Below are 22727 nucleotides of genomic sequence, written 5' to 3'. Positions count from 1 at the left end.
TGCATGCTGTCGACAAAAACTATGCAGGTCGTTTTCGATAAAGAGAATTAATAACACTATGGCGCAATTCTACGTTGCAAAACAGCGCGTGACGACGCAACAACGGATCACTGTCACCATTGAGGAGCTCGACCCGTTCGGACAGGGGGTGGCGCGCCACAAAGGCAAAACCCTTTTTGTCACGGGTGCTCTGCCGGGTGAACAGGCGGAGGTCATGTTGACAGAGGATAAACGTCAATTTGCCCGGGCGAAAGTGACACGACTGATTAGCCGCAGCCCTGACCGCATAGCACCGCGCTGCCCTCACTACGATCGCTGCGGCGGCTGCCAGCAACAGCATGCCGATGTGGCGCTGCAACAGCAGAGCAAATCCCAGGCGCTGAGCCGGATGCTGAGCCAGGCGTCGGCACAGAACGTGGCCGTGGATGAGGTGATCGCCGGTCAGCCCTGGGGCTATCGCCGTCGCGCCCGTCTCGGTCTGCAATGGCAAAATAAAGCACAGCGGCTGCAGATGGGATTCCGCCAGGGAGCCAGCAACGATCTGGTCGATATTCAGCACTGCCCCGTTTTAGTGCCCGAACTGGAGGCATTACTGGTTCCACTGCACCAGTGTCTCAGCGACTTACGCGCCGTCAGGCGTCTCGGGCATGTGGAACTGGTGCTGGCCGACAACGGCCCGCTGATGATTCTGCGCCATCTTGATGCGCTGCATGCAGAAGACCGTGAAAAACTGGAACAGTTTTCGCATAAGCATCAACTGATGCTGTTCCTGGATGCGGGCGAGGAAGAATTGAGTGCGTTAAGTGAGTGGACGCCGTTTTATCAATCTCACCAGCTTAAGCTAACCTTCAGCCCACAGGATTTTATTCAGGTTAACGATAGTGTTAATCAGCAGATGGTCGCGAAGGCGATCGCCTGGCTCGATCTGCAGCCAGAAGACCGGGTACTGGATCTGTTTTGCGGCATGGGAAACTTCACACTTCCTATAGGAATCTTCGTACATAATGTGGTTGGTGTGGAGGGGATTGCAGCATTAGTGCGGCAGGCAGCGTATAATGCTGATTTGAATAATCTTAAAAATGTCAGTTTCTTTCAGCATAATCTGGAAGAAGAGGTGTCGCGCCAGCCGTGGGCGGCACAGGGATTTAACAAGGTATTACTCGATCCGGCACGCGCCGGGGCTGCGGGCGTAATGGCGCATGTGGTTAAACTTGCACCAGAACGCGTGGTCTATGTTTCGTGTAATCCCACCACACTCGCCCGCGACAGCCAGACATTGCTGTCGGCAGGCTACCAATTGGAAAGGGTCGCGATGCTGGATATGTTCCCACATACCCGTCATCTCGAATCCATGGTGCTGTTCAGAAAAACATAAGCGATGTATGTCGTTGTGCAGGAGAGGTTATGGTTGCGGTCAGAAGTGCGCATTTAAATACTGAGGGGGATTTCGCCCTCGACCAGTGGATCGCCAGTCTCGGTATTGCCAACCCGCAATCATGTCAACGCGTTGCCGAGACCTGGCGCTACTGCGAAGCGCAGACGCAGGGCCATCCCGATCAGTCGCTGCTGCTGTGGCGTGGTATCGAGATGGTGGAAATCCTCTCAATGCTCAGCATGGATATCGAAAGCCTGTGTGCGGCGCTGATTTTCCCGCTGGCTAATGATGAAGTGGTGAGCGAAGAGGAGCTGGAAACCGCTGTCGGCAAAGGCATTGTTTCGCTGGTACATGGCGTGCGCGACATGGACGCCATCCGCCAGTTGAAAGCGATTCACAATGACTCCATGGCCTCTGAACAGGTGGATAACGTCCGCCGCATGCTGCTGGCGATGGTGGAAGATTTCCGCTGCGTAGTGCTGAAGCTGGCTGAACGCATCATGAACCTGCGCGAAATGAAAGATGCGCCGGAAGATGAGCGGGTACTGGCCGCCAAAGAGAGCACCAATATCTATGCGCCACTGGCCAACCGTCTCGGTATTGGTCAGCTCAAATGGGAGCTGGAAGATTACTGCTTCCGCTACCTGCATCCTGACGAATATAAGCGCATCGCCAAATTACTGCATGAGCGGCGTATTGACCGTGAGCAGTACATCGAGAACTTTGTCAGCAATCTGCGCAAAGAGATGGTCAAAGAGGGCGTGCGCGCCGAAGTCTATGGCCGTCCCAAACATATCTACAGCATCTGGCGCAAGATGCAGAAAAAATCGCTGGCCTTTGATGAGCTGTTTGACGTGCGGGCGGTGCGCATCGTCGCCGATCGCCTGCAGGATTGCTACGGCGCGCTGGGGACGGTGCATACGCTCTATCGCCATCTGCCCAGCGAATTCGATGACTACGTCGCTAACCCCAAACCCAACGGCTATCAGTCGATTCATACGGTGGTGTTAGGGCCGCAGGGCAAAACGGTGGAGATCCAGATCCGTACCCGCCAGATGCATGAAGATGCAGAGCTGGGCGTGGCGGCTCACTGGAAATACAAAGAGGGGCCTTCCTCCAGCAGCGCGCGTGGCGCAGCCGGTCACGAAGAGCGTATCGCCTGGCTACGTAAGCTCATCAGCTGGCAGGAAGAGATGGCGGACTCCGGTGAGCTGCTGGAAGAAGTCCGCAGTCAGGTGTTTGATGACCGCGTCTACGTCTTTACCCCGAAAGGCGACGTGGTGGACCTGCCCGCCGGATCGACGCCGCTCGACTTCGCCTACCATATTCACAGTGACATCGGTCACCGCTGCATCGGCGCGAAAATTGGTGGCCGCATCGTGCCGTTCACCTATCAGTTGCAGATGGGCGATCAGGTTGAAGTTATCACCCAGAAGCAGCCGAACCCAAGCCGGGACTGGCTCAACCCGAATCTGGGCTATATCACCACCAGCCGTGGACGCTCGAAGATCCACAACTGGTTCCGCAAACAGGATCGTGATAAGAACATCATCGCCGGACGCCAGATTCTGGATAATGAACTGAATCAGCTCGATATCAGCCTGCGCGAAGCGGAAAAACTGCTGTTGCCGCGCTATAACGTTACCTCGCTTGAAGAGCTGCTGGCGGCGATTGGCGGCGGGGATATTCGTCTTAACCAGATGGTTAACTTCCTGCAGGCGAAGCTCAACAAGCCGAGTGCCGAAGAGGAAGACCGCGAAGCGTTGCGTCAGCTGACCCAGAAATCGTACACCCCCTCTTCACGGAAAGAGAGCGGACGCGTCGTTGTGGAGGGCGTGGGCAACCTGATGCATCACATTGCCCGCTGCTGCCAGCCGATTCCGGGGGATGATATTGTCGGTTTCATCACGCAGGGGCGCGGCATCTCGATTCACCGCGCCGACTGCGATCAGCTGGCTGAACTCACTTCGCATGCGCCGGAACGTATCGTCGATGCGGTGTGGGGTGAAAGCTACTCCAGCGGTTACTCGCTGGTGGTGCGCGTCACCGCCAACGATCGCAGCGGCTTACTGCGCGACATCACTACTATTCTCGCCAACGAGAAAGTGAATGTACTGGGCGTTTCAAGCCGCAGCGACACCAAAAAGCAGCTGGCGACCATCGACATGGATATCGAGATCTATAACCATCAGGTACTGGGACGTGTCCTGGCGCGCCTGAACCAGGTCTCTGATATCATTGACGCCCGCCGCCTGCACTGATATTCAGTCAGGCACTGCGGCAACAGGCGACAAGAGCTTGCGCGGGCGTTTGCTGCACCACAACACACTGGCGGATGCTTTTCACCGCATCCGTCAGTGTTGCACGCCTTGCCTCTTCGCCCGTTGCCTGTCACATGATTACTCAAGGACTCCTCTGAATGAACGCTATTGAGCGCCTGCTTGGCATAATGAAAACCCTGCGCGATCCACAACATGGCTGCCCGTGGGATCGTGAACAGACCTTCGCCACCATCGCGCCCTATACGCTGGAAGAGACCTACGAAGTGCTGGATGCCATTCAGCGCGAAGATTTTGACGACCTGCGCGGCGAGCTGGGCGATCTGCTGTTTCAGGTGGTGTTCTATGCGCAGATGGCCAGCGAACAGGAGCGCTTTAATTTTGAGGATATCTGCCACGCGATCAGCGATAAGCTGGAGCGCCGTCATCCGCATATTTTTGGCGATGCCACGGCAGAAACCAGCAGCGAAGTGCTGAAAAACTGGGAAACGATTAAAACCGCTGAGCGGGCTGACAAAGCCCAGCATTCCGCGCTGGACGATATCCCTAAAGCCCTGCCTGCGCTGATGCGCGCCCACAAGATTCAGAAGCGCTGTCACAATGTCGGCTTCGACTGGACCACGCTGGGGCCAGTGGTGGCGAAAGTGCATGAAGAGATTGATGAAGTGATGCACGAGGCACAGCAGAGCGTGGTGGATGGCGAGAAGCTGGAAGAGGAGATTGGCGACCTGCTTTTTGCCACCGTTAACCTGTCGCGCCACCTCGGCAGCAAAGCCGAAACTGCGCTGCAAAAGGCCAATGATAAGTTTGAGCGCCGGTTCCGTGAAGTTGAAACGATCATCGCTGCACAGGGGTTGAGCATGCCGGGTGCCACGCTGGAGCAGATGGAAGCGGCCTGGCAGCAGGTGAAAGCAGGCGAAAAGCGCTGATTATTCCAGCGCTGTGCATTAAGTCGCCGTTTGCGCTTACTCGATTCAGCGCGGCGGCAACTTTGTGACGCACATCAACATTTCATCGACGGCTATCCGCTATGTTAAGGCGCAGCAATGCGTTGGAGGATGGCTGTGATTCATCAATTGTGGCTGATAGCGGTTTCCAGTATACTGTTTTCCCGTCCTGGTTATTCCACCGTCTTTAAACCTAAACTCTCAGGTTCAGCATGACAACGAATTATATTTTTGTGACCGGCGGGGTCGTTTCCTCTCTGGGTAAAGGCATTGCCGCAGCCTCCCTCGCAGCCATTCTTGAAGCCCGTGGTCTGAACGTGACCATCATGAAGCTGGACCCGTATATCAACGTGGATCCAGGCACCATGAGTCCGACGCAGCACGGTGAAGTTTTCGTCACTGATGACGGCGCTGAAACCGATCTGGATTTGGGTCACTACGAGCGCTTCATCCGCACCAAAATGTCGCGTCGTAACAACTTCACCACTGGCCGAATCTACTCAGAAGTCCTGCGCAAAGAGCGCCGTGGCGACTATCTGGGCGCAACCATTCAGGTTATTCCGCACATCACCAACGCCATCAAAGAACGCATTATTGAAGGTGGTGAAGGTCATGATGTAGTGCTGGTCGAAATCGGCGGCACGGTCGGGGATATCGAATCACTGCCGTTCCTGGAAGCGATTCGCCAGATGGCCGTGGATGTGGGCCGCGAACACACTATGTATATGCACCTGACGCTGGTGCCTTACATGGCGGCTGCGGGTGAAGTGAAAACCAAACCGACTCAGCACTCTGTAAAAGAGTTGCTGTCGATTGGGATCCAGCCAGACGTGCTGATTTGCCGTTCTGACCGTGCCGTACCGGCCAATGAACGCGCCAAAATCGCCCTGTTCTGTAACGTCCCTGAAAAAGCGGTTATTTCGCTGAAAGATGTTGATTCCATCTACAAGATTCCTGGCATGCTGAAATCGCAGGGCCTGGATGACTATATTTGCAAGCGCTTCAACCTGAATGCACCGGAAGCCAACCTGGCCGAGTGGGAGCAGGTGATCTACGAAGAAGCCAATCCGGGTGGTGAAGTCACCATCGGTATGGTGGGCAAGTATGTTGAGCTGCCGGATGCCTACAAGTCAGTGATCGAAGCGCTGAAACATGGCGGCCTGAAAAATCGCGTCACTGTGAACATCAAACTGATCGATTCACAGGACGTTGAGTCACGTGGTGTCGAATTACTGAAAGATCTGGATGCGATTCTGATTCCAGGTGGCTTCGGTTACCGTGGTGTGGAAGGCAAGCTGATGACCGCGCAGTACGCACGTGAAAACAACGTGCCTTACCTCGGCATCTGCCTGGGTATGCAGGTCGCGCTGATGGAGTTTGCCCGCAATGTCGCTGGCATGCCTGGCGCCAACTCCACTGAATTTGTGCCAGACTGTAAATACCCGGTGGTGGCGTTAATCACCGAATGGCGTGACGAAGATGGCAACGTCGAAGTCCGCAGCGAGCAGAGCGATCTGGGCGGTACCATGCGTCTGGGTAGCCAGCAGTGTCAGTTAACGCCGGGCAGCCAGGTTCGCCAGCTCTACGGCTCTGACACCATCGTTGAGCGCCATCGCCATCGCTATGAAGTGAACAATATGCTGTTAAAGCAGATTGAAGCAGCCGGTCTGCGCGTAGCAGGTCGCTCGGGTGATGATCAACTGGTTGAGATTATCGAGCTCCCGAACCATCCGTGGTTTGTGGCTTGCCAGTTCCACCCAGAGTTTACCTCGACCCCACGCGACGGCCATCCGTTGTTTGCCGGCTTTGTTAAAGCCGCGCATGAGCATCAGAAGCGTTTAGCGAAGTAAGCTTCACAGGCAGCGCGCGAACTTTTCGCGCGTTGCTTGTCTTAGGATTGACTAACTTGTACTGAGGAAAATCGTAATGTCCAAAATCGTAAAAGTCATCGGTCGCGAAATTATCGACTCACGTGGTAACCCGACTGTTGAAGCTGAAGTGCATCTGGAAGGCGGTTTCGTAGGCCTGGCCGCTGCGCCATCAGGTGCCTCTACCGGTTCACGCGAAGCGCTGGAACTGCGTGACGGTGACAAATCACGTTATCTGGGCAAAGGCGTAACCAAAGCCGTTGCTGCAGTAAACGGTCCGATTGCTGAAGCGGTAAAAGGCAAAGACGCGAAAGATCAGGCGAACATCGATAAGATCATGATCGACCTGGACGGTACTGAGAACAAATCTAACTTCGGTGCTAACGCCATTCTGGCCGTTTCACTGGCAGCGGCTAAAGCTGCTGCAGCCTCTAAAGGTCAGCCGCTGTATGAGCACATCGCTGAACTGAACGGCACCCCAGGCAAATACTCTATGCCACTGCCAATGATGAACATCATCAACGGCGGCGAACATGCCGACAACAACGTCGACATCCAGGAATTCATGATCCAGCCAGTAGGCGCTCCTACACTGAAAGAAGCGATCCGTATGGGTTCTGAAGTTTTCCACCACCTGGCGAAAGTGCTGAAAAGCAAAGGCATGAGCACTGCAGTCGGTGACGAAGGCGGCTATGCACCAAACCTGGGTTCCAACGCCGAAGCACTGGCTGTTATCGCTGAAGCGGTAAAAGCAGCAGGCTACGAGCTGGGCAAAGACATCACCCTGGCGATGGACTGTGCGGCATCTGAGTTCTACAAAGATGGCAAATACGTTCTGGCCGGTGAAGGCGGTAAAGCGTTCACGTCAGAAGAGTTCACCCACTTCCTGGAAGATCTGACTAAACAGTATCCGATCGTGTCTATCGAAGATGGCCTGGACGAATCTGACTGGGATGGCTTCGCTTACCAGACCAAAGTTCTGGGCGACAAAATCCAGCTGGTGGGCGATGACCTGTTCGTCACCAACACCAAAATCCTGAAAGAAGGTATCGATAAAGGTATCGCTAACTCCATTCTGATCAAATTCAACCAGATCGGTTCTCTGACCGAAACTCTGGCTGCGATCAAAATGGCGAAAGACGCGGGCTACACTGCCGTGATCTCTCACCGTTCAGGCGAAACCGAAGATGCGACCATCGCTGACCTGGCAGTAGGTACTGCAGCGGGCCAGATCAAAACCGGTTCAATGAGCCGTTCTGACCGTGTTGCTAAGTACAACCAGCTGATCCGTATCGAAGAAGCGCTGGGTTCTAAAGCGCCATTCAACGGTCTGAAAGAAGTTAAAGGTCAGTAATGACTGTGCGTTGATGTCGCGCTAAGTGACATCATCGGCCTCTGAAGCCCCGCCTTGTGCGGGGCTTTTCGCCCCTTCTGATTTGAGCGCCATCCGCTCAGCTTTTGATGCAGCACTTATGCCTGTTCGTACAGCTTTTCACAGTCTGCCGTTTCGTCATCGAGGTCGGGCGCGTCGAGCTTTTCTAAAAGTAGCAGGGTTTGCCCCCGGATAAATTTCGCCATGCTCAGCGCGGTGGTTTCCTGTTTTTTCATCCATGTTTTCCCCCTTACGTGGTAAATTTCGTGCGATAACGTCAGCCAGTCATTCTGATGCATAATAATGCGCCTGCGCAAAACTCACCGGCGCGATCCAGGGGCGTTTAAGAGTCGGATTTAACGGATGGGTCACAGGAGCGCGCTCTGGGCGTCTGAGGCGGTGCTGTAACCGGATGTTATGGTACATTGACAGCCGAAATAACAAACATATGGAAAGGATATTCAGGATGAGTAAACGAGCAGAAATTATTAATGGGCGATATGTCGGGAGTCAAAAAGGAGGATTAATTTACACAGAAGTGCTTGGTTGGGTAGATCTGGGGCATGCACAGGGGACAGATATTCGTATGCTTCTGGAGCTGATGAGGAAGGGTGAATCATCAAGACAGGAGTTTTATGACGTAAGCTATTCACAGGGGATGACGTCACCCTTTGGCGTGCTACGGTCGGGTAAGATGATGACCTGGCGTATTCGGTGCGGACGGCCTTACTGGGAGCAGAAGAGCATTGCGCTGGCTATGATGATGAGTATGGCGCGAAAGTTTGAAGCTTTTCAGAGTTCATTTCCCAATAATTTGGCCACTGACAGTGGTTTCAGCGGTGAGGATCTGGTTTCAGATTTGCTGGGTTTTTACCGGGCGGTGTCTGTTCAGAACCCTTTCGGGATGCTTCGCCCTGTAAGTAAAGAAGAAGCCCTGAAACGATGGGATTACTACGGTAAAATTGGCAGCTGGAAAAACGATACCTTTCAGCCTCTGCTGTTCCCCGACCCGGAAAAATTTCCAACTCAGGTCCCCGCAAAGGGGTATTACCGGCGTTCATGCGGACAGTTGTCCCCTACAACGATTTTCTGTCCGGGAATGTAATACTTCCCCGGCATGACAAAACGTTTGTAGTTATGGGATCCGATAATGGCAGGATGGGATTATGAATAAACGCATAATCGTCAAAGTATCTGGCGTTTTTGTTTTAGGTTTTTTTCTGGTTACTGGTTGGTTTTTTTTAAAATTATTCTTCTCTGGATCAGCAACTTACACTGAAAAAGATTGGATGGAATATGAATTCTATACGCCAGGTCTGCTAAAGGAAATGCCAAGAATTTCAGATAAGTATCAATTTGATTTTAGTAATATTACCGGTCCTGATGCTCATGTATTTACTGTGCATTTTTATAACGTGACAGATAGCGAAGAAATCAGAAACTATCTGAAAAATAAAGGGTATGAACCTCAAACTTCTTGTGATGTTGAGGCTGAGTGCTGGAAAAAACATAATGACCCAGATAATGACGTAATATCGCTCGTAAAATTTCAGTCTCCAGACGAGGTTTTCGTGCAGATATATCGAAAGTTTGGGACGCCATATGATGAATTCCAATGAATTTAAAAAGGATCTTTTAGAGATCCTTTTTATCTGGGCGTAATTTCTTGCTCAGAAACGAAAAAAAATCCCGAAAGGCGGGTTAGTTCGGGTTTATAGAGCTGGAACTCTTCGAAACCGGACGGTAACTGGACTCTAGCGGCAACATTCACCAAATATGTATGGCTGGTTCAGCCTCTAAAGGCTGATATCTTCAGGTAGTCGTTTATATTTATATAAACCTATACGAGTTTAGTCACATCTCGCTAATTTCCCATTTACCAATGGCTACCGCTACTGGCGATTCGTTGTGCCTTTCAGGGGGGACTCAGGAGAACAGTTACCTGAACGGCGTGGTGGTCGGACTAAACGGGGAGTTCGTGGATATAATCCAGCCTGGAGCGAACTACCCAAGCGGAACCGAGTGTCAGACATGGTATGAAATATCAGCGGATTGACACCGGCAACCGTAAAGCAGGAACATGAGAATGCATGATGGAGCGACCCATCGAAAACTGTAGGGATATTTAAGTCCTGTCAGATTTTTTTCGTGTCACGCAGCTGTTGTTGTGCGGCACACGCTGGCATAATCAGCGCCCCGATTTCTCCAGGCGAGTAAAAAATGTTCTACCCGATTAACGAAATGTTCCAGACACTGCAGGGCGAAGGTTATTACACCGGCGTACCTGCCATTTTTATTCGTTTGCAGGGATGCCCGGTGGGCTGTAGCTGGTGCGATACCAAACACACCTGGGAAAAGCGGACAGATCGGGAGACGTCGCTGGGCGATATTTTGATCAAGACGGTGGAGAGCGATGCCTGGGGTGATGCCGATGCGGCGACCCTGGTTGGTGCCATTGAGCAGCAGGGCTGGACGGCGCGCCACGTGGTAATCACCGGCGGCGAACCGGCGATTTACGACCTGCGTCCGTTAACGACTGCGCTGGAGCAGCACGGTTTTCAGTGTCAGATTGAAACCAGCGGCACCCACGAGGTTCACTGTTCCGAACAGACCTGGGTGACCGTTTCCCCGAAGGTAAATATGCGCGGCGGTTATGATGTTCTGCCCCAGGCGCTGAGCCGGGCTGATGAAATCAAACATCCGGTGGCGCGCGAGCGTGATGTGGAAGCGCTGGATCTGCTGCTGGCAGGGATAGACGATACCAAAGCCCGGATCATCGCGTTACAGCCGATCAGCCGCAAAGATGATGCCACCCGACTCTGTATTGAGACCTGCATTGAACGCAACTGGCGCCTGTCGATGCAGACCCATAAATACCTCAATATCGCCTGATAAAGCACGTTGAATGGTTAACCGCAGGGAAGAGGTGATTCAGATGCGTGACGGAGAGGGGAATAGCGTCGGATCGAAGGGTTCGATCCGACAGGCCTAGCCGCGGTAAACGCAGCCTGCAGTGCAGGTTTCTTTGATCATCACCGCGCTTAACAGCGGCAGTTGCGGCTTCATCTGATCCCAGATCCATTTCGCCAGCACTTCGCTGGTGGGATTTTCCAGGCCAGGAATATCATTCAGATAGTAGTGGTCCAGCCGATTATAGAGGGGCTTAAACGCCGCCTTCAGTTCAGCGAAATCCATAACCCAGCCGGTATACGCATCCACTTCGCCGGTAATCTCCAGACGAACCAGGAACGAATGACCGTGCAGACGGCCACATTTGTGTCCGGCCGGCACATTCGGAAGATGGTGCGCGGCTTCGAACTGGAACTCTTTAAACAAGGTGGTAGACATAGTGGTTCTCAGACATTAAAAAACCGCTGAATTCTACCTGATTACCGCTTTTTTCGCACCCGCACCGCACAAAGCGATACTTTTCCGGCCAGATTGAACACTGGCGTCCAGCTAATTTACTGATATATCACCGCTTTACTTACCACTTTTAACGATTATTCCTACCTGGAAAACCATTTAGTCATTTTGGTTATTTGATATGTCGAAGGTGTATTTAATCGTTAATATACGGACCGGTAACCTACGCACTCTTCCGCCACTTTACGGTCCGGACTTCTGATACTGGAATTTTTAACGCGATGACGACTCAGGCACCTGGTTCAATGCTTCCGCTCTCCCCGGAACAACTCGCCCGCTTACAGGCGGCGACGACAGATTATTCCCCAACTCAACTGGCGTGGCTGTCAGGCTATTTCTGGGGCCGGGTAGAACAGACGCCGGGTAGCGCCGTCGCCAGCAACGCACCACCCGCTCCCGCCGCTGAAGCGCCAGTTATTACATTGCTTTCGGCCTCCCAGACCGGTAACGCCCGTCGTCTGGCTGAGCAACTGCGTGATGACCTGCTGGCCGCGAAGCTGAACGTAAACCTGGTGAATGCAGGTGATTACAAGTTCAAACAGATTGGCCAGGAAAAAATGCTGGTGGTTGTGACCTCCACCCAGGGCGAAGGTGAGCCGCCGGAAGAGGCGGTGGCGCTGCATAAATTCCTGATGTCGAAAAAGGCACCGAAAATGGCCGGTGCAGCTTTTGCGGTGTTTGGCCTGGGTGACACCTCCTATGAATTCTTCAGTCAGGCGGGTAAAGATTTTGACAGCCGTCTGGCCGAGCTGGGCGGCGAACGTCTGCTGGATCGCGTTGATGCGGATGTCGAGTATGCAGAGCAGGCTACCGCCTGGCGCAGTGCGCTGACGGAGATTCTGAAAAAGCGCGTGCCGACCGAATCCCCGGCGCAGGCTGCGGCGACAGCGGCAGGCAGCGTCAACGAAGTCACTACCAGTCCCTATAGCAAAGAGTCTCCGCTCAGCGCCAGTCTGGCGGTGAATCAGAAAATTACCGGACGTGACTCAGACAAAGATGTGCGCCATATCGAAATCGATTTGGGCGACTCCGGTCTGCGCTACCAGCCTGGCGATGCGCTGGGTGTCTGGTATGAAAATGACGCGGCGCTGGTCAGCGAGCTGCTGGAACTGGTCTGGCTGAAAGGCGATGAGTCAGTAGAGGTTCAGGGCAAAACCCTGCCGCTGGCTGAGGCGCTACAAAAGCATTTCGAGCTGACGGTGAATACTGCGCAGATCGTGGCGCAATACGCCCAACTGTCCCGCAACGCCGAGCTGCTGTCGCTGGTGGATGATAAAGCCAGGCTGCAGCAGTATGCGCAGCACTATCCGATTGTGGATATGGTGCGTCTGGCCCCGGCTGAACTCACCGCAGATCAGCTGACCGGCCTGCTGCGACCGCTGACGCCGCGTCTCTACTCTATCGCCTCTTCGCAGGCCGAAACCGATACCGAAGTGCACATCACCGTAGGTGCCGTGCGCTTTGATATTGAAGGTCGCCAGCGCGGCGGCGGTGCATCGACCTGGCTGGCCGATCGCATCGAAGAAGAGGGCGAGGTCCGCGTCTTCATCGAGCACAACGACAATTTCCGCCTGCCAGCTAATCCGGACGCGCCGGTGATCATGATTGGCCCGGGCACCGGCATCGCGCCGTTCCGCGCCTTTATGCAGCAGCGCGACAACGACGGTGCCAGCGGCAAAAACTGGCTATTCTTTGGTAATCCGCACTTCACCGACGATTTCCTCTATCAGGTGGAGTGGCAGAAATATGTGAAGGATGGACTGCTGACGAATATCGACCTCGCCTGGTCACGCGATCAGGCAGAGAAGATTTACGTACAGGATAAGATTCGCGCGAAAGGGGCCGAAGTCTGGCGCTGGATTGAAGAGGGCGCGCATCTTTATGTCTGTGGCGACGCAAATCGTATGGCAAAAGACGTCGAGCAGGCATTGCTGGATGTGGTGGTCGAACACGGCGGAATGGATCGTGAAACGGCCGACGAATTTTTAAGTGAGCTGCGCATTGAGCGCCGTTATCAGCGAGACGTTTACTAATGAGTGATAAACACCCTGGACCGCTGGTTGTAGAAGGCAAATTAACAGACGCTGAGCGTTTGAAGAAGCAGAGCAACTATCTGCGCGGCACCATCAAAGAAGATCTGGAAGAGGGTCTGACCGGCGGCTTTACCGGCGACAACTTCCTGCTGATCCGTTTTCACGGCATGTACCAGCAGGACGATCGCGACATTCGCGCCGAACGTGCGGAGCAGAAGCTGGAACCGCGCCACGCCATGATGCTGCGCTGCCGACTACCGGGCGGCATCATTACGCCAACCCAGTGGCTGGCCATCGACAAATTTGCTACCGATAAAACCATTTATGGCAGCATCCGTCTGACCAACCGTCAGACCTTCCAGTTTCACGGCATTCTGAAGAAGAACGTCAAGCCGACCCATCAGATGCTGCATGAAGTGGGGCTGGATGCGCTGGCGACCGCCAACGACGTGAACCGTAACGTGCTCTGTACCTCGAACCCGGTTGAATCGGAGCTGCATCAGGAAGCGTATGAGTGGGCGAAGAAGCTCTCTGAGCATCTGTTGCCCCGCACCCGTGCTTATGCAGAGATCTGGTGGGATAAAGAAAAAGTCGCGACCACCGACGAAGAGCCGATCCTCGGTGAAACCTATCTGCCGCGTAAATTCAAAACCACCGTGGTGATCCCGCCGCATAACGATGTGGATCTGCACGCCAACGATCTCAACTTTGTCGCGGTCGCCGAGAACGGCAAGCTGGTGGGCTTCAACCTGCTGGTAGGTGGCGGCCTGTCAATCGAGCACGGTAACAAAGCGACTTACGCGCGCACCGCCAGCGAGTTTGGTTACTTCCCGGTTGAGAAGATCCTTGATGTGGCCGAGGCGGTCGTCACCACTCAGCGCGACTGGGGTAACCGTACCGACCGTAAAAACGCTAAAACCAAGTACACCCTGGAACGCGTTGGCGTCGAGACCTTTAAAGCGGAAGTTGAAAAACGCGCTGGCCTGACGTTTGAGCCGATCCGTCCCTATGAGTTCACCACCCGTGGCGATCGCATTGGCTGGATTAAAGGCATCGACAACAAATGGCACCTCACGCTGTTTATTGAAAATGGCCGCCTGCTCGACTATCCGGGCCGACCGCTGAAAAGCGGCATCGCGCAAATTGCCAGAATCCATCAGGGCGATTTCCGCCTGACCGCCAACCAGAACCTGATTGTGGCGGGCGTGCCGGAAAGTGAAAAAGCGAAGATCGAAGCGATCGCCCGTGAACATGGTCTGATGGACCACGTCACGCCTCAGCGCGAAAACTCGATGGCCTGCGTCGCGTTCCCGACCTGTCCGCTGGCGATGGCAGAAGCCGAACGTTTCCTGCCAGCGTTTGTGACCAAAGTGGAAGGGATCATGCACGCGCATGGCGTCGGCGATGAGCACATAGTGTTACGCGTTACCGGTTGTCCGAACGGTTGCGGCCGTGCCATGCTGGCTGAGCTGGGTCTGGTGGGTAAAGCGCCAGGCCGCTACAACCTGCATCTGGGCGGAAACCGCAGCGGAACGCGTATTCCCCGCATGTATCGTGAAAACATTAACGAAAGCGAAATTCTCGCCACCATTGATGAGCTGGTGGGACGCTGGGCCACCGAGCGCCAGGCCGCAGAAGGCTTTGGTGACTTCACCATCCGCGCGGGCATTGTTGCGCCGGTGCTGGACCCGGCACGCGATTTTTGGGAGGAAGTAAAATGAGTCAGCCCGACCTCGCAGCACTGAATGAGATGTCCAAAGTCCAGCGTGCCATGGCGCTGGCTGCGACCAATGCGCAGCTGGAGAAGTCATCAGCGGAAGAGCGGGTCAGCTGGGCGCTGGAGAATCTGCCAGGTGCCTATGTGCTCTCCTCCAGTTTCGGTATTCAGGCCGCGGTGTCGCTGCATCTGGTGACGCGTCAGCAGCCCGATATTCCGGTGATTCTGACCGACACCGGCTATCTGTTCCCTGAGACCTATCGTTTTATTGATGAGCTGGCAGACCAGCTCAATCTCAACCTCAAAGTGTTCCGCGCCGAAACCTCACCGGCCTGGCAGGAAGCGCGCTACGGCAAGCTGTGGGAGCAGGGCGTCGAGGGAATTGAGAAATATAATGAGATCAACAAAGTCGAGCCGATGAACCGCGCTATCGAATCCCTGGGCGCGCAGACCTGGTTTGCCGGCCTGCGCCGCGACCAGTCAGGCAGCCGGGCGAATCTGCCGGTGCTGGGCGTGCAGCGTGGCGTCTTCAAGCTGCTGCCGATTATCGACTGGGATAACCGCCAGATTCATCAGTATCTGGAACAGCACAAGCTGAAGTACCATCCGCTGTGGGATGAAGGCTATCTTTCGGTGGGCGATACCCACACTACGCGCAAGTGGGAGCCGGGTATGGCAGAAGAAGAGACACGCTTCTTCGGTCTCAAGCGCGAGTGTGGTCTGCACGAAGGCTAATGCCGTGCCTCTCTCCCTGAAATCAGGGAGAGAAGTGCTTCGTGACCGTCAGGCGGGAAGTTAAACGCCTTTTAATCCGGCAAATGCTTCCGCTGCACGGGTCACATTCACTGTCGTCACCTCATACTCTGCCACCGCGACAAACGGATCTTCCGCTAAGATCGCATCCAGCGCCTCACGTTCCATCTCCCTGACCAGCAGCATACCGCCTGTGCGCGGATCTTTACGTCCTGCGGCAATAAAACTGCCCGCATTAAAATAGCGGTCGAGCCATTCGATATGGCCTGCGAGCAGCGCTTCAACGTCTTCTAACGGACGAACATAATTCAGAAAGACCACGTACATCTCAGAACCTCACACTTTGGGATTGGTCAGTTCGCTGATCAGCGGCAGCAGCACGCGGACGCTGTCGCGGGTTCTCAGGGCTATCTGACCCGGCAGCCAGCGGTCGAGATAGTTCAGATTATCCAGGTCAGTCTGATGACGGGTCACGCCATCAGGAAAGTGCGGGCTGTGATGACGCTGCAGCGCACCATCTTTGTTACCCAGCGTCCAGTTACTGGCGGTGACATCCAGTAACGGAAAGCCTGCCTTGTCGAAGGCATTCAGGCCGTTGAAGTCCTTGCTATTCAGCTGATGACTGGCGGCGGGAATGCCCTGCTGACGGGCCAGTAGCAGAGCGCGATCGCTGGTCTGCTTGCGCACCGCCCGGGGCGTGTTCATGCCGCTGTTGAAATAGAGATGATCGCCGGTGATCAGGCTGTTCAGATCGATGACCAGCAGCGTGTTCTTTTTCTCGCGCGTGCTCATGCGCTCAACATAATCATCCATGCCGTGCAGATCCGCTTCTCCGGCGCTCAGCGCCACAAAGCGAATGCCATAGTGCAGCGGCTTACGACTCAGTTGCTGCGCCAGTTCCAGCATCACGCCAAGACCTGACGCATTGTCATCGACGCCCTGCAGGCGTAAGCCGCCCAGATTGTGATGGGCCTGGTTACTGTTTTGCGGCGTCCAGGTATCCAGATGCGCCACGATCAGAATTTCCTGCGGCACGCTGCCTGCACGCGCGGCAATCACCGAAGTGGCCGTGAGCTTATGCCAGCGCTGCGTGCCGTCATCTTCCTGCCATTTATAGCCGGTGTTGAACTGGCGGGTATCGGTTTTATAACCCAGCGCGGTAAATTGCTGCTGCAGGTAGTCAGCGGCCATCAGCTCAGCCGGACTGCCGCTCATGCGGCCAGGGAAATTAAGTAGCAATGTGCCGGACCTGCTGTTCGGCAAACTGGCCAGTCGATGTGGCCAGAGCCAGCGGGGAAATGAGTGCGCTAAACAAAACTGTCGCTACCCTCAAGTGGAGGGAACAAAACATAATGCATCCTTTTTTTCATTATCCGGGAGGCGTTCTGCATACCGGCCAGGGCCAGTCATGCTGCGCGCATTATACCCTTTTTGTTCTGCGACCTGGTTAGCGGAATCGGGCGCTGCTTTAACAGAAAGAAGCAACGCGCATTTATCGCTGGCACTTATCTGCTTTTACAGTCGCAGGCACGGATGAGAATCTGTGAACCTGTTCACGAAAAGCCATTAAATTTCATCTGCTAAGACCAAATTGTTCTGTGCTTTGCGGAGTCGTTATTCCATTCGGTAACTACTCATTCCAATTCGTAATTTCATCTCGATAAACCCAGCGACGTATAGTCGCGTTAATACAAAGTTAAAACATCAGGGTTAACGTGGACTATTTGCCTCTTTTTGCCGATCTCTCTGGCCGCCCGGTTCTGGTTGTCGGCGGTGGAGATATTGCGTCGCGAAAAATTGAACTGCTGCGTCGTGCGCGTGCGCGCGTTCTGATCGCATCTCGTGAACTTTGTCCTGAACTGCAGGAACTGCTGGATAAGCAGGAGCTGGAGTGGCTGGCGACCGAATTTGATCCGTCCCAGCTGGATGGCGTTTTCCTGGTGATTGCTGCCACCGACGACAATCATCTCAACACCCAGGTTTTTGAAGCCGCTAATGCGCGGCACAAGCTGGTTAACGTTGTCGACGACCAGCCAAAATGCACCTTTATCTTCCCCTCGATTGTTGACCGTTCACCGCTGGTGGTGGCGATCTCCTCCAGCGGCACCGCACCGGTGCTGGCACGCATGCTGCGCGAAAAAATCGAAACGCTGCTGCCCGCCAGTCTCGGTCAGATGGCGGAAGTGGCCGGGCTCTGGCGCGATAAAGTCAAACAGCGCTTCAGCCGTATGTCTGACCGTCGACGCTTCTGGGAACGGGCTTTTAACGGCCGGTTCGCCAGTGAGATGTCAGCCGGTAACGTCGAAGAGGCGAAACGCACGCTGGACCGTGAGCTGCAGGAAGAGCCGACCCGTCAGGGCGAGATTTTCCTGGTAGGTGCCGGGCCGGGCGATAGCGGCTTGCTGACGCTGCGCGGCCTGCAGGTGATGCAGTTAGCCGATGTGGTGCTCTATGACCATCTGGTCAGCGAAGAGGTGCTGGATCTGGTGCGCCGAGACGCCGATCGCATCTGCGTCGGCAAACGGGCCAGCGCGCACACGTTGCCGCAGGAAGAGATCAATCAGTTGCTGGTTTCACTGGCGCTGAAAGGCAAGCGTGTTGTGCGCCTGAAGGGCGGCGATCCCTTTATTTTTGGCCGGGGCGGCGAAGAGCTGCAGGCGGCTCAGCAGGCGGGTATTCCGTTCCAGGTCGTGCCGGGCGTCACTGCGGCTGCCGGTGCGACGGCCTATGCCGGTATTCCGCTGACCCACCGCGACTACGCGCAGAGCGTGATGTTTATTACCGGTCACTGCCGTCCCGATGGAGATGACATTGACTGGCCTTCGCTGGCGCGTGCGCGTCAGACGCTGGCGATATACATGGGAACGGTTAAAGCGGCGGCCATCAGCGCGGCGCTGATTCAGCATGGTCGCGCGCCATCAACGCCGGTAGCGGTGATCAGTCGCGGCACCCGGCAGGATCAACAGGTGCTGACCGGCACCTTAGAACAACTTGAGGCGCTGGCCGCCTCGGCACCTACCCCGGCGCTGCTGGTGATCGGAGAGGTGGTTAATCTGCACGGGCAACTCGCCTGGTTTAAACATTCAGCACAGCAGGGGGCTCGCGAGTCCGCCGTTGTCAATCTGGCTTGAGGGAAAATCATGGACCAAAAACGACTCACTCATCTGCGTCAGCTGGAGGCGGAGAGTATCCACATCATTCGCGAAGTCGCGGCGGAGTTCAGCAACCCGGTGATGATGTACTCCATCGGTAAAGACTCCTCGGTGATGCTGCATCTGGCGCGCAAAGCCTTTTATCCGGGCACGCTGCCGTTTCCGTTGTTGCATGTGGATACCGGCTGGAAATTCCGTGAAATGTACGAATTTCGCGACCGCACCGTGAAAGCGATGGGCGCTGAGTTGCTGGTTCACCGCAACCCGGAAGGCGTGGCGATGGGGATTAACCCGTTTGTCCACGGCAGTGCCAAACACACTGACATCATGAAGACCGAAGGGCTGAAGCAGGCGCTGAACAAATATGGTTTTGATGCAGCCTTTGGCGGCGCACGTCGTGATGAAGAGAAGTCACGCGCCAAAGAGCGTATCTACTCATTCCGTGACCGTTTCCATCGCTGGGACCCGAAAAACCAGCGTCCTGAGCTGTGGCACAACTACAACGGCCAGATCAACAAGGGCGAGAGCATCCGCGTCTTCCCGCTGTCGAACTGGACCGAACTGGATATCTGGCAGTACATCTTCCTGGAAAACATCGAGATCGTGCCGCTCTATCTCGCCGCGCCACGTCCGGTGCTGGAGCGTGATGGCATGTTGATGATGATCGATGACGATCGTATCAACCTGCAGCCGGGTGAAGAGATCACCCAGCGGATGGTCCGTTTCCGGACACTCGGCTGCTGGCCGCTGACCGGCGCGGTAGAGTCCGAAGCGCAGACGCTGCCGGAGATCATCGAAGAGATGCTGGTTTCCACCACCAGCGAGCGTCAGGGCCGCATGATCGATCGCGATCAGTCCGGTTCGATGGAACTGAAAAAACGTCAGGGCTATTTCTAAGGAGACGCCAGATGAATACCGTAATTGCACAACAGATTGCCGACCAGGGCGGCGTTGAAGCCTGGCTGACTGCTCAACAGCATAAGAGCCTGCTGCGTTTTCTGACCTGCGGCAGCGTCGACGATGGAAAAAGTACCCTGATCGGGCGTCTGCTGCACGATACCCGTCAGATCTATGAAGATCAGCTTTCCTCGCTGCACAACGACAGCAAACGTCACGGCACCCAGGGCGAGAAACTCGATCTGGCGCTGCTGGTGGATGGCCTGCAGGCTGAGCGTGAGCAGGGCATTACCATTGATGTGGCTTACCGCTACTTCTCGACTGAAAAGCGTAAATTTATTATCGCCGATACGCCGGGACATGAGCAGTACACCCGCAACATGGCGACCGGAGCATCAACCTGCGACCTGGCGATCCTGCTGATCGATGCGCGTAAAGGCGTACTGGATCAGACCCGCCGTCACAGCTTTATCTCGACGCTGCTGGGGATCAAACATCTGGTAGTAGCGATCAATAAGATGGATCTGGTGGCGTACGATCAGGCGCGCTACGAACAGATCAAACAGGATTACCTGGATTTTGCTGCTCAGCTGCCGGACGACCTCGATATCCGCTTTGTGCCGATGTCGGCGCTGGAAGGGGACAACGTCGCTTCCGCCAGTCAGACCATGCCGTGGTACAGCGGCCCGACGCTGCTGGATGTGCTGGAGACCGTGGAGCTGAAGCGTGTCGTCGATCATCAGCCGATGCGTTTCCCGGTGCAGTATGTTAACCGTCCTAACCTGGATTTCCGTGGCTATGCCGGCACCCTGGCGTCAGGAAGCGTGCAGGTCGGCCAGCGCGTTAAAGTGCTGCCGTCTGGCGTAGAGTCGACCATTGCCCGCATAGTGACCTTTGATGGTGATCTGCAGGAAGCAGGCGCAGGCGAAGCGATCACCCTGGTACTGCAGGATGAGATTGATATCAGCCGTGGCGATCTGCTGGTCGATGCCAGCGAAACGCTGTCTGCAGTTCAGTCTGCCAGCGTTGACGTGGTCTGGATGGCAGAACAGCCGCTGCAGGCCGGTCAGAGCTATGACCTGAAAATCGCCGGTAAAAAAACCCGTGGCCGGGTAGAGAAGGTGCTGCATCAGGTCGAGATCAACTCGCTTGAGACGCGTCAGGTCGATGCGCTGCCGCTGAACGGTATCGGTCGCATTGAGTTAACCTTTGACGAACCGATGGTGCTCGACAGCTATCAGCAGAACCCGGTGACTGGCGGCATGATCTTTATCGATCGCCTGACCAACGTCACCGTGGGTGCCGGCATGATTCATCAGTCAAACCATGATGCTCCGGTTAACACCGGTGAGTTCAGCGCGTTTGAGCTGGAACTGAATGCGCTGGTTCGCCGTCACTTCCCACACTGGAACGCGCGCGACCTGCTGGGCGGTCAATAATGGCTCAGCATGATGATAACGTGGTGTGGCATGACCATCCGGTAACACGTGCCTCACGCGAACAGCAGCACGGCCATCGGGGCGTGGTGCTATGGTTCACCGGGCTTTCAGGCTCGGGGAAATCGACGGTCGCAGGTGCGCTGGAGCAGGCGCTGCACCGCATCGGTGTCAGCACCTATCTGCTGGATGGTGACAATGTTCGTCACGGCCTCTGTCGTGACCTCGGCTTCAGCGATGATGACCGCAAGGAGAATATCCGTCGCGTCGGTGAAGTGGCGAAACTGATGGTGGATGCCGGACTTGTGGTGCTCACGGCCTTTATTTCGCCGCATCGCGCCGAGCGTCAGATGGTGCGTGACCTGCTGGAGCCGGGGCAGTTTATCGAAGTGTTTGTCGATACGCCGTTAGCGGTGTGCGAAGCGCGCGATCCTAAGGGCTTATACCGCAAAGCGCGCGCCGGTGAACTGCGTAATTTCACCGGTATCGACAGCGTCTATGAAGCGCCCGAAAGCCCGGAAATCCTGCTGGATGGCGAACAATTGGTTACAAAACTGGCCGCCCAATTGTTAGACGTGCTGCGCGGCCGCGATATCATCAGATCCTGAAGAGACAGCGGCAAATCGCTTCGGATTTGCCGCCCTCGCAATAACAGGATGCCTATGCAAAACATCACACCCATGCTCGCTCGTAAAGATGACTCCTCCCAGGATGAGCCACGCTCATTGCTGCCGGGCGGTGTTATCGGCTTACTCGCGTACTGGTGTGCGCTGGCGCTTCCTTTCCTGCTGTTCGGCTCTAACACGCTGTTCTTCTTTCTCTATACCTGGCCATTCTTTCTGGCGCTGCTGCCGGTTGCCGTGGTCACGGGCATCGCACTGAATACGCTGCTGAGCGGGCACTGGATCTGGGCCGCCCTCGCCACGGTCATTATGGTGGTGACTCTCTTCTGGTTAATGTTCTCCTTTCTCTCCGGCTGGTAAGCCTTAACGGCGTCCGCGCTGATGTGCAAACGCATCGGCAGGTTACAAATCTTTTCCCGTCAGAATCGTTACTGATTGCGCAGAGGCGCAGCAAAGCGCGCCATTTTCGCCGCTGGTGTGGAGTCCTGTGCAAAGTTATGGGATGATTGGGCCGTTTTTAGGGGGCGGGATGGGAAAACTGACGTTACTGTTATTGGTGCTGCTTGGCTGGCTGCAATATTCATTGTGGCTGGGGAAAAATGGCATCCATGACTACACGCGCGTCAATGATGATGTCGCGGTGCAACAGGCAAACAATGCCAAACTTAAATCGCGAAACGATCAGCTGTTTGCCGAAATTGACGATCTCAATGGCGGCTCGGAAGCGATCGAGGAGCGCGCACGCAATGAACTGGGCATGATTAAGCCTGGTGAGACCTTCTATCGTCTGGTTCCTGACCAGAACAAACGCAACGCGCAACAAGCAGCGCTCAACCAACAACGATAAAA

Annotated in this window: 19 protein-coding genes and 2 pseudogenes; 17 read left to right on the top strand and 4 right to left on the bottom strand. The window is 55.1% G+C overall.

Going from position 1 to position 22727, the window contains the following annotated elements:
- The first annotated feature begins 58 nt into the window (after positions 1 to 58).
- The 5 genes from rlmD to eno all read left to right on the top strand — a co-directional run bounded on the left by rlmD (position 59) and on the right by eno (position 7823).
- Positions 59 to 1375: a 23S rRNA (uracil(1939)-C(5))-methyltransferase RlmD gene (gene rlmD / locus AC2LB6_RS18100; protein ID WP_490094540.1), complete on the top strand. Its 1317-nt coding sequence runs from the start codon at positions 59 to 61 to the stop codon at positions 1373 to 1375.
- Between the two features lie 29 nt (positions 1376 to 1404).
- Positions 1405 to 3636 (top strand): GTP diphosphokinase, encoded by a 2232-nt coding sequence (gene relA, locus AC2LB6_RS18095; RefSeq protein WP_490094539.1) that lies wholly within the window; start codon positions 1405 to 1407, stop codon positions 3634 to 3636.
- A gap of 158 nt (positions 3637 to 3794) precedes the next feature.
- On the top strand, positions 3795 to 4583 hold the full coding sequence (mazG, locus tag AC2LB6_RS18090) for a nucleoside triphosphate pyrophosphohydrolase (RefSeq protein WP_490094538.1): 789 nt from the start codon (positions 3795 to 3797) through the stop codon (positions 4581 to 4583).
- Positions 4584 to 4813: 230 nt separating this feature from the next.
- Complete coding sequence (gene pyrG / locus AC2LB6_RS18085) at positions 4814 to 6451, top strand: glutamine hydrolyzing CTP synthase (protein WP_003854607.1); 1638 nt, start codon at positions 4814 to 4816, stop codon at positions 6449 to 6451.
- A gap of 76 nt (positions 6452 to 6527) precedes the next feature.
- Entirely contained in the window at positions 6528 to 7823 is a 1296-nt protein-coding gene (gene eno, locus AC2LB6_RS18080; protein ID WP_090965729.1) for a phosphopyruvate hydratase, read from the top strand.
- Between the two features lie 116 nt (positions 7824 to 7939).
- On the opposite strand, the gene AC2LB6_RS18075 is transcribed toward eno, so the two are convergent.
- Positions 7940 to 8077 carry a Rop family plasmid primer RNA-binding protein gene (locus AC2LB6_RS18075; protein ID WP_136197245.1) on the bottom strand — a complete coding sequence of 46 codons (138 nt, stop codon included), beginning with the start codon at positions 8075 to 8077 and terminating at the stop codon, positions 7940 to 7942.
- 230 nt (positions 8078 to 8307) lie between these two features.
- Here AC2LB6_RS18075 and AC2LB6_RS18070 point away from each other — a divergent pair.
- From AC2LB6_RS18070 to queE, 3 genes and pseudogenes are all read left to right on the top strand, one after another.
- Positions 8308 to 9011, top strand: a pseudogene (locus AC2LB6_RS18070) (hypothetical protein).
- Positions 9008 to 9460 (top strand): hypothetical protein, encoded by a 453-nt coding sequence (locus tag AC2LB6_RS18065; RefSeq protein WP_136197239.1) that lies wholly within the window; start codon positions 9008 to 9010, stop codon positions 9458 to 9460. Before AC2LB6_RS18070 ends, AC2LB6_RS18065 begins: the two are co-directional and overlap by 4 nt.
- Before the next feature lie 601 nt (positions 9461 to 10061).
- The gene (gene queE, locus AC2LB6_RS18060) at positions 10062 to 10733 is read left to right on the top strand and encodes a 7-carboxy-7-deazaguanine synthase QueE (RefSeq protein ID WP_490094537.1); all 672 of its coding nucleotides are present in this window, start codon (positions 10062 to 10064) and stop codon (positions 10731 to 10733) included.
- A 96-nt stretch (positions 10734 to 10829) separates the two neighbouring features.
- Here queE and queD read toward each other — a convergent pair whose 3' ends face one another.
- On the bottom strand, positions 10830 to 11189 hold the full coding sequence (queD, locus tag AC2LB6_RS18055; RefSeq protein WP_490094536.1) for a 6-carboxytetrahydropterin synthase QueD: 360 nt from the start codon (positions 11187 to 11189) through the stop codon (positions 10830 to 10832).
- A gap of 299 nt (positions 11190 to 11488) precedes the next feature.
- On the opposite strand from queD, the gene cysJ reads away from it, so the two are divergent.
- The 3 genes from cysJ to AC2LB6_RS18040 are packed head-to-tail and all read left to right on the top strand — an operon-like array spanning position 11489 to position 15752.
- On the top strand, positions 11489 to 13300 hold the full coding sequence (gene cysJ, locus AC2LB6_RS18050; RefSeq protein ID WP_490094535.1) for an NADPH-dependent assimilatory sulfite reductase flavoprotein subunit: 1812 nt from the start codon (positions 11489 to 11491) through the stop codon (positions 13298 to 13300).
- Complete coding sequence (gene cysI, locus AC2LB6_RS18045; RefSeq protein ID WP_490094534.1) at positions 13300 to 15021, top strand: assimilatory sulfite reductase (NADPH) hemoprotein subunit; 1722 nt, start codon at positions 13300 to 13302, stop codon at positions 15019 to 15021. Before cysJ ends, cysI begins: the two co-directional genes overlap by 1 nt.
- Positions 15018 to 15752, top strand: a complete 735-nt coding sequence (locus AC2LB6_RS18040; protein ID WP_090965720.1) for a phosphoadenylyl-sulfate reductase — start codon at positions 15018 to 15020, stop codon at positions 15750 to 15752. Before cysI ends, AC2LB6_RS18040 begins: the two co-directional genes overlap by 4 nt.
- 60 nt (positions 15753 to 15812) lie before the next feature.
- Here AC2LB6_RS18040 and AC2LB6_RS18035 read toward each other — a convergent pair whose 3' ends face one another.
- Both AC2LB6_RS18035 and AC2LB6_RS18030 read right to left on the bottom strand, forming a co-directional pair.
- Positions 15813 to 16097, bottom strand: coding sequence for a YciI family protein (locus AC2LB6_RS18035; protein ID WP_490094533.1), 285 nt, complete (start codon positions 16095 to 16097; stop codon positions 15813 to 15815).
- Positions 16098 to 16106: 9 nt separating this feature from the next.
- Positions 16107 to 17121, bottom strand: a pseudogene (locus AC2LB6_RS18030) (aminopeptidase).
- Positions 17122 to 17485: 364 nt separating this feature from the next.
- On the opposite strand from AC2LB6_RS18030, the gene cysG reads away from it, so the two are divergent.
- From cysG to ftsB, 6 genes are all read left to right on the top strand, one after another.
- A complete protein-coding gene (cysG, locus tag AC2LB6_RS18025; protein WP_490094532.1) occupies positions 17486 to 18901 on the top strand; it encodes a siroheme synthase CysG in 1416 nt (471 codons plus the stop codon).
- A 9-nt stretch (positions 18902 to 18910) separates the two neighbouring features.
- Positions 18911 to 19819, top strand: a complete 909-nt coding sequence (cysD, locus tag AC2LB6_RS18020) for a sulfate adenylyltransferase subunit CysD (protein ID WP_033733611.1) — start codon at positions 18911 to 18913, stop codon at positions 19817 to 19819.
- 11 nt (positions 19820 to 19830) lie between these two features.
- Positions 19831 to 21258, top strand: coding sequence for a sulfate adenylyltransferase subunit CysN (gene cysN / locus AC2LB6_RS18015; protein WP_490094531.1), 1428 nt, complete (start codon positions 19831 to 19833; stop codon positions 21256 to 21258).
- Positions 21258 to 21863, top strand: coding sequence for an adenylyl-sulfate kinase (gene cysC / locus AC2LB6_RS18010; RefSeq protein ID WP_490094530.1), 606 nt, complete (start codon positions 21258 to 21260; stop codon positions 21861 to 21863). Before cysN ends, cysC begins: the two co-directional genes overlap by 1 nt.
- A 54-nt stretch (positions 21864 to 21917) precedes the next feature.
- Complete coding sequence (locus AC2LB6_RS18005; RefSeq protein ID WP_003849111.1) at positions 21918 to 22238, top strand: DUF3561 family protein; 321 nt, start codon at positions 21918 to 21920, stop codon at positions 22236 to 22238.
- Between the two features lie 169 nt (positions 22239 to 22407).
- Entirely contained in the window at positions 22408 to 22725 is a 318-nt protein-coding gene (ftsB, locus tag AC2LB6_RS18000; protein ID WP_010248545.1) for a cell division protein FtsB, read from the top strand.
- Positions 22726 to 22727 lie beyond the last annotated feature (2 nt).

Source organism: Pantoea sp. RCC30.1, from assembly GCF_058148845.1.
The sequence above is the reverse complement of the archived record's forward strand: the minus strand, read 5'-3'. Positions and strand labels throughout refer to the sequence as shown.

Coding starts and splice junctions, on each gene's coding strand:
- rlmD (WP_490094540.1), top strand. CDS start 59: ATGGCGCAATTCTACGTTGCAAAACAGCGCGTGACGACGCAACAACGG.
- relA (WP_490094539.1), top strand. CDS start 1,405: ATGGTTGCGGTCAGAAGTGCGCATTTAAATACTGAGGGGGATTTCGCC.
- mazG (WP_490094538.1), top strand. CDS start 3,795: ATGAACGCTATTGAGCGCCTGCTTGGCATAATGAAAACCCTGCGCGAT.
- pyrG (WP_003854607.1), top strand. CDS start 4,814: ATGACAACGAATTATATTTTTGTGACCGGCGGGGTCGTTTCCTCTCTG.
- eno (WP_090965729.1), top strand. CDS start 6,528: ATGTCCAAAATCGTAAAAGTCATCGGTCGCGAAATTATCGACTCACGT.
- AC2LB6_RS18075 (WP_136197245.1), bottom strand. CDS start 8,077: ATGAAAAAACAGGAAACCACCGCGCTGAGCATGGCGAAATTTATCCGG.
- AC2LB6_RS18065 (WP_136197239.1), top strand. CDS start 9,008: ATGAATAAACGCATAATCGTCAAAGTATCTGGCGTTTTTGTTTTAGGT.
- queE (WP_490094537.1), top strand. CDS start 10,062: ATGTTCTACCCGATTAACGAAATGTTCCAGACACTGCAGGGCGAAGGT.
- queD (WP_490094536.1), bottom strand. CDS start 11,189: ATGTCTACCACCTTGTTTAAAGAGTTCCAGTTCGAAGCCGCGCACCAT.
- cysJ (WP_490094535.1), top strand. CDS start 11,489: ATGACGACTCAGGCACCTGGTTCAATGCTTCCGCTCTCCCCGGAACAA.
- cysI (WP_490094534.1), top strand. CDS start 13,300: ATGAGTGATAAACACCCTGGACCGCTGGTTGTAGAAGGCAAATTAACA.
- AC2LB6_RS18040 (WP_090965720.1), top strand. CDS start 15,018: ATGAGTCAGCCCGACCTCGCAGCACTGAATGAGATGTCCAAAGTCCAG.
- AC2LB6_RS18035 (WP_490094533.1), bottom strand. CDS start 16,097: ATGTACGTGGTCTTTCTGAATTATGTTCGTCCGTTAGAAGACGTTGAA.
- cysD (WP_033733611.1), top strand. CDS start 18,911: ATGGACCAAAAACGACTCACTCATCTGCGTCAGCTGGAGGCGGAGAGT.
- cysN (WP_490094531.1), top strand. CDS start 19,831: ATGAATACCGTAATTGCACAACAGATTGCCGACCAGGGCGGCGTTGAA.
- cysC (WP_490094530.1), top strand. CDS start 21,258: ATGGCTCAGCATGATGATAACGTGGTGTGGCATGACCATCCGGTAACA.
- AC2LB6_RS18005 (WP_003849111.1), top strand. CDS start 21,918: ATGCAAAACATCACACCCATGCTCGCTCGTAAAGATGACTCCTCCCAG.
- ftsB (WP_010248545.1), top strand. CDS start 22,408: ATGGGAAAACTGACGTTACTGTTATTGGTGCTGCTTGGCTGGCTGCAA.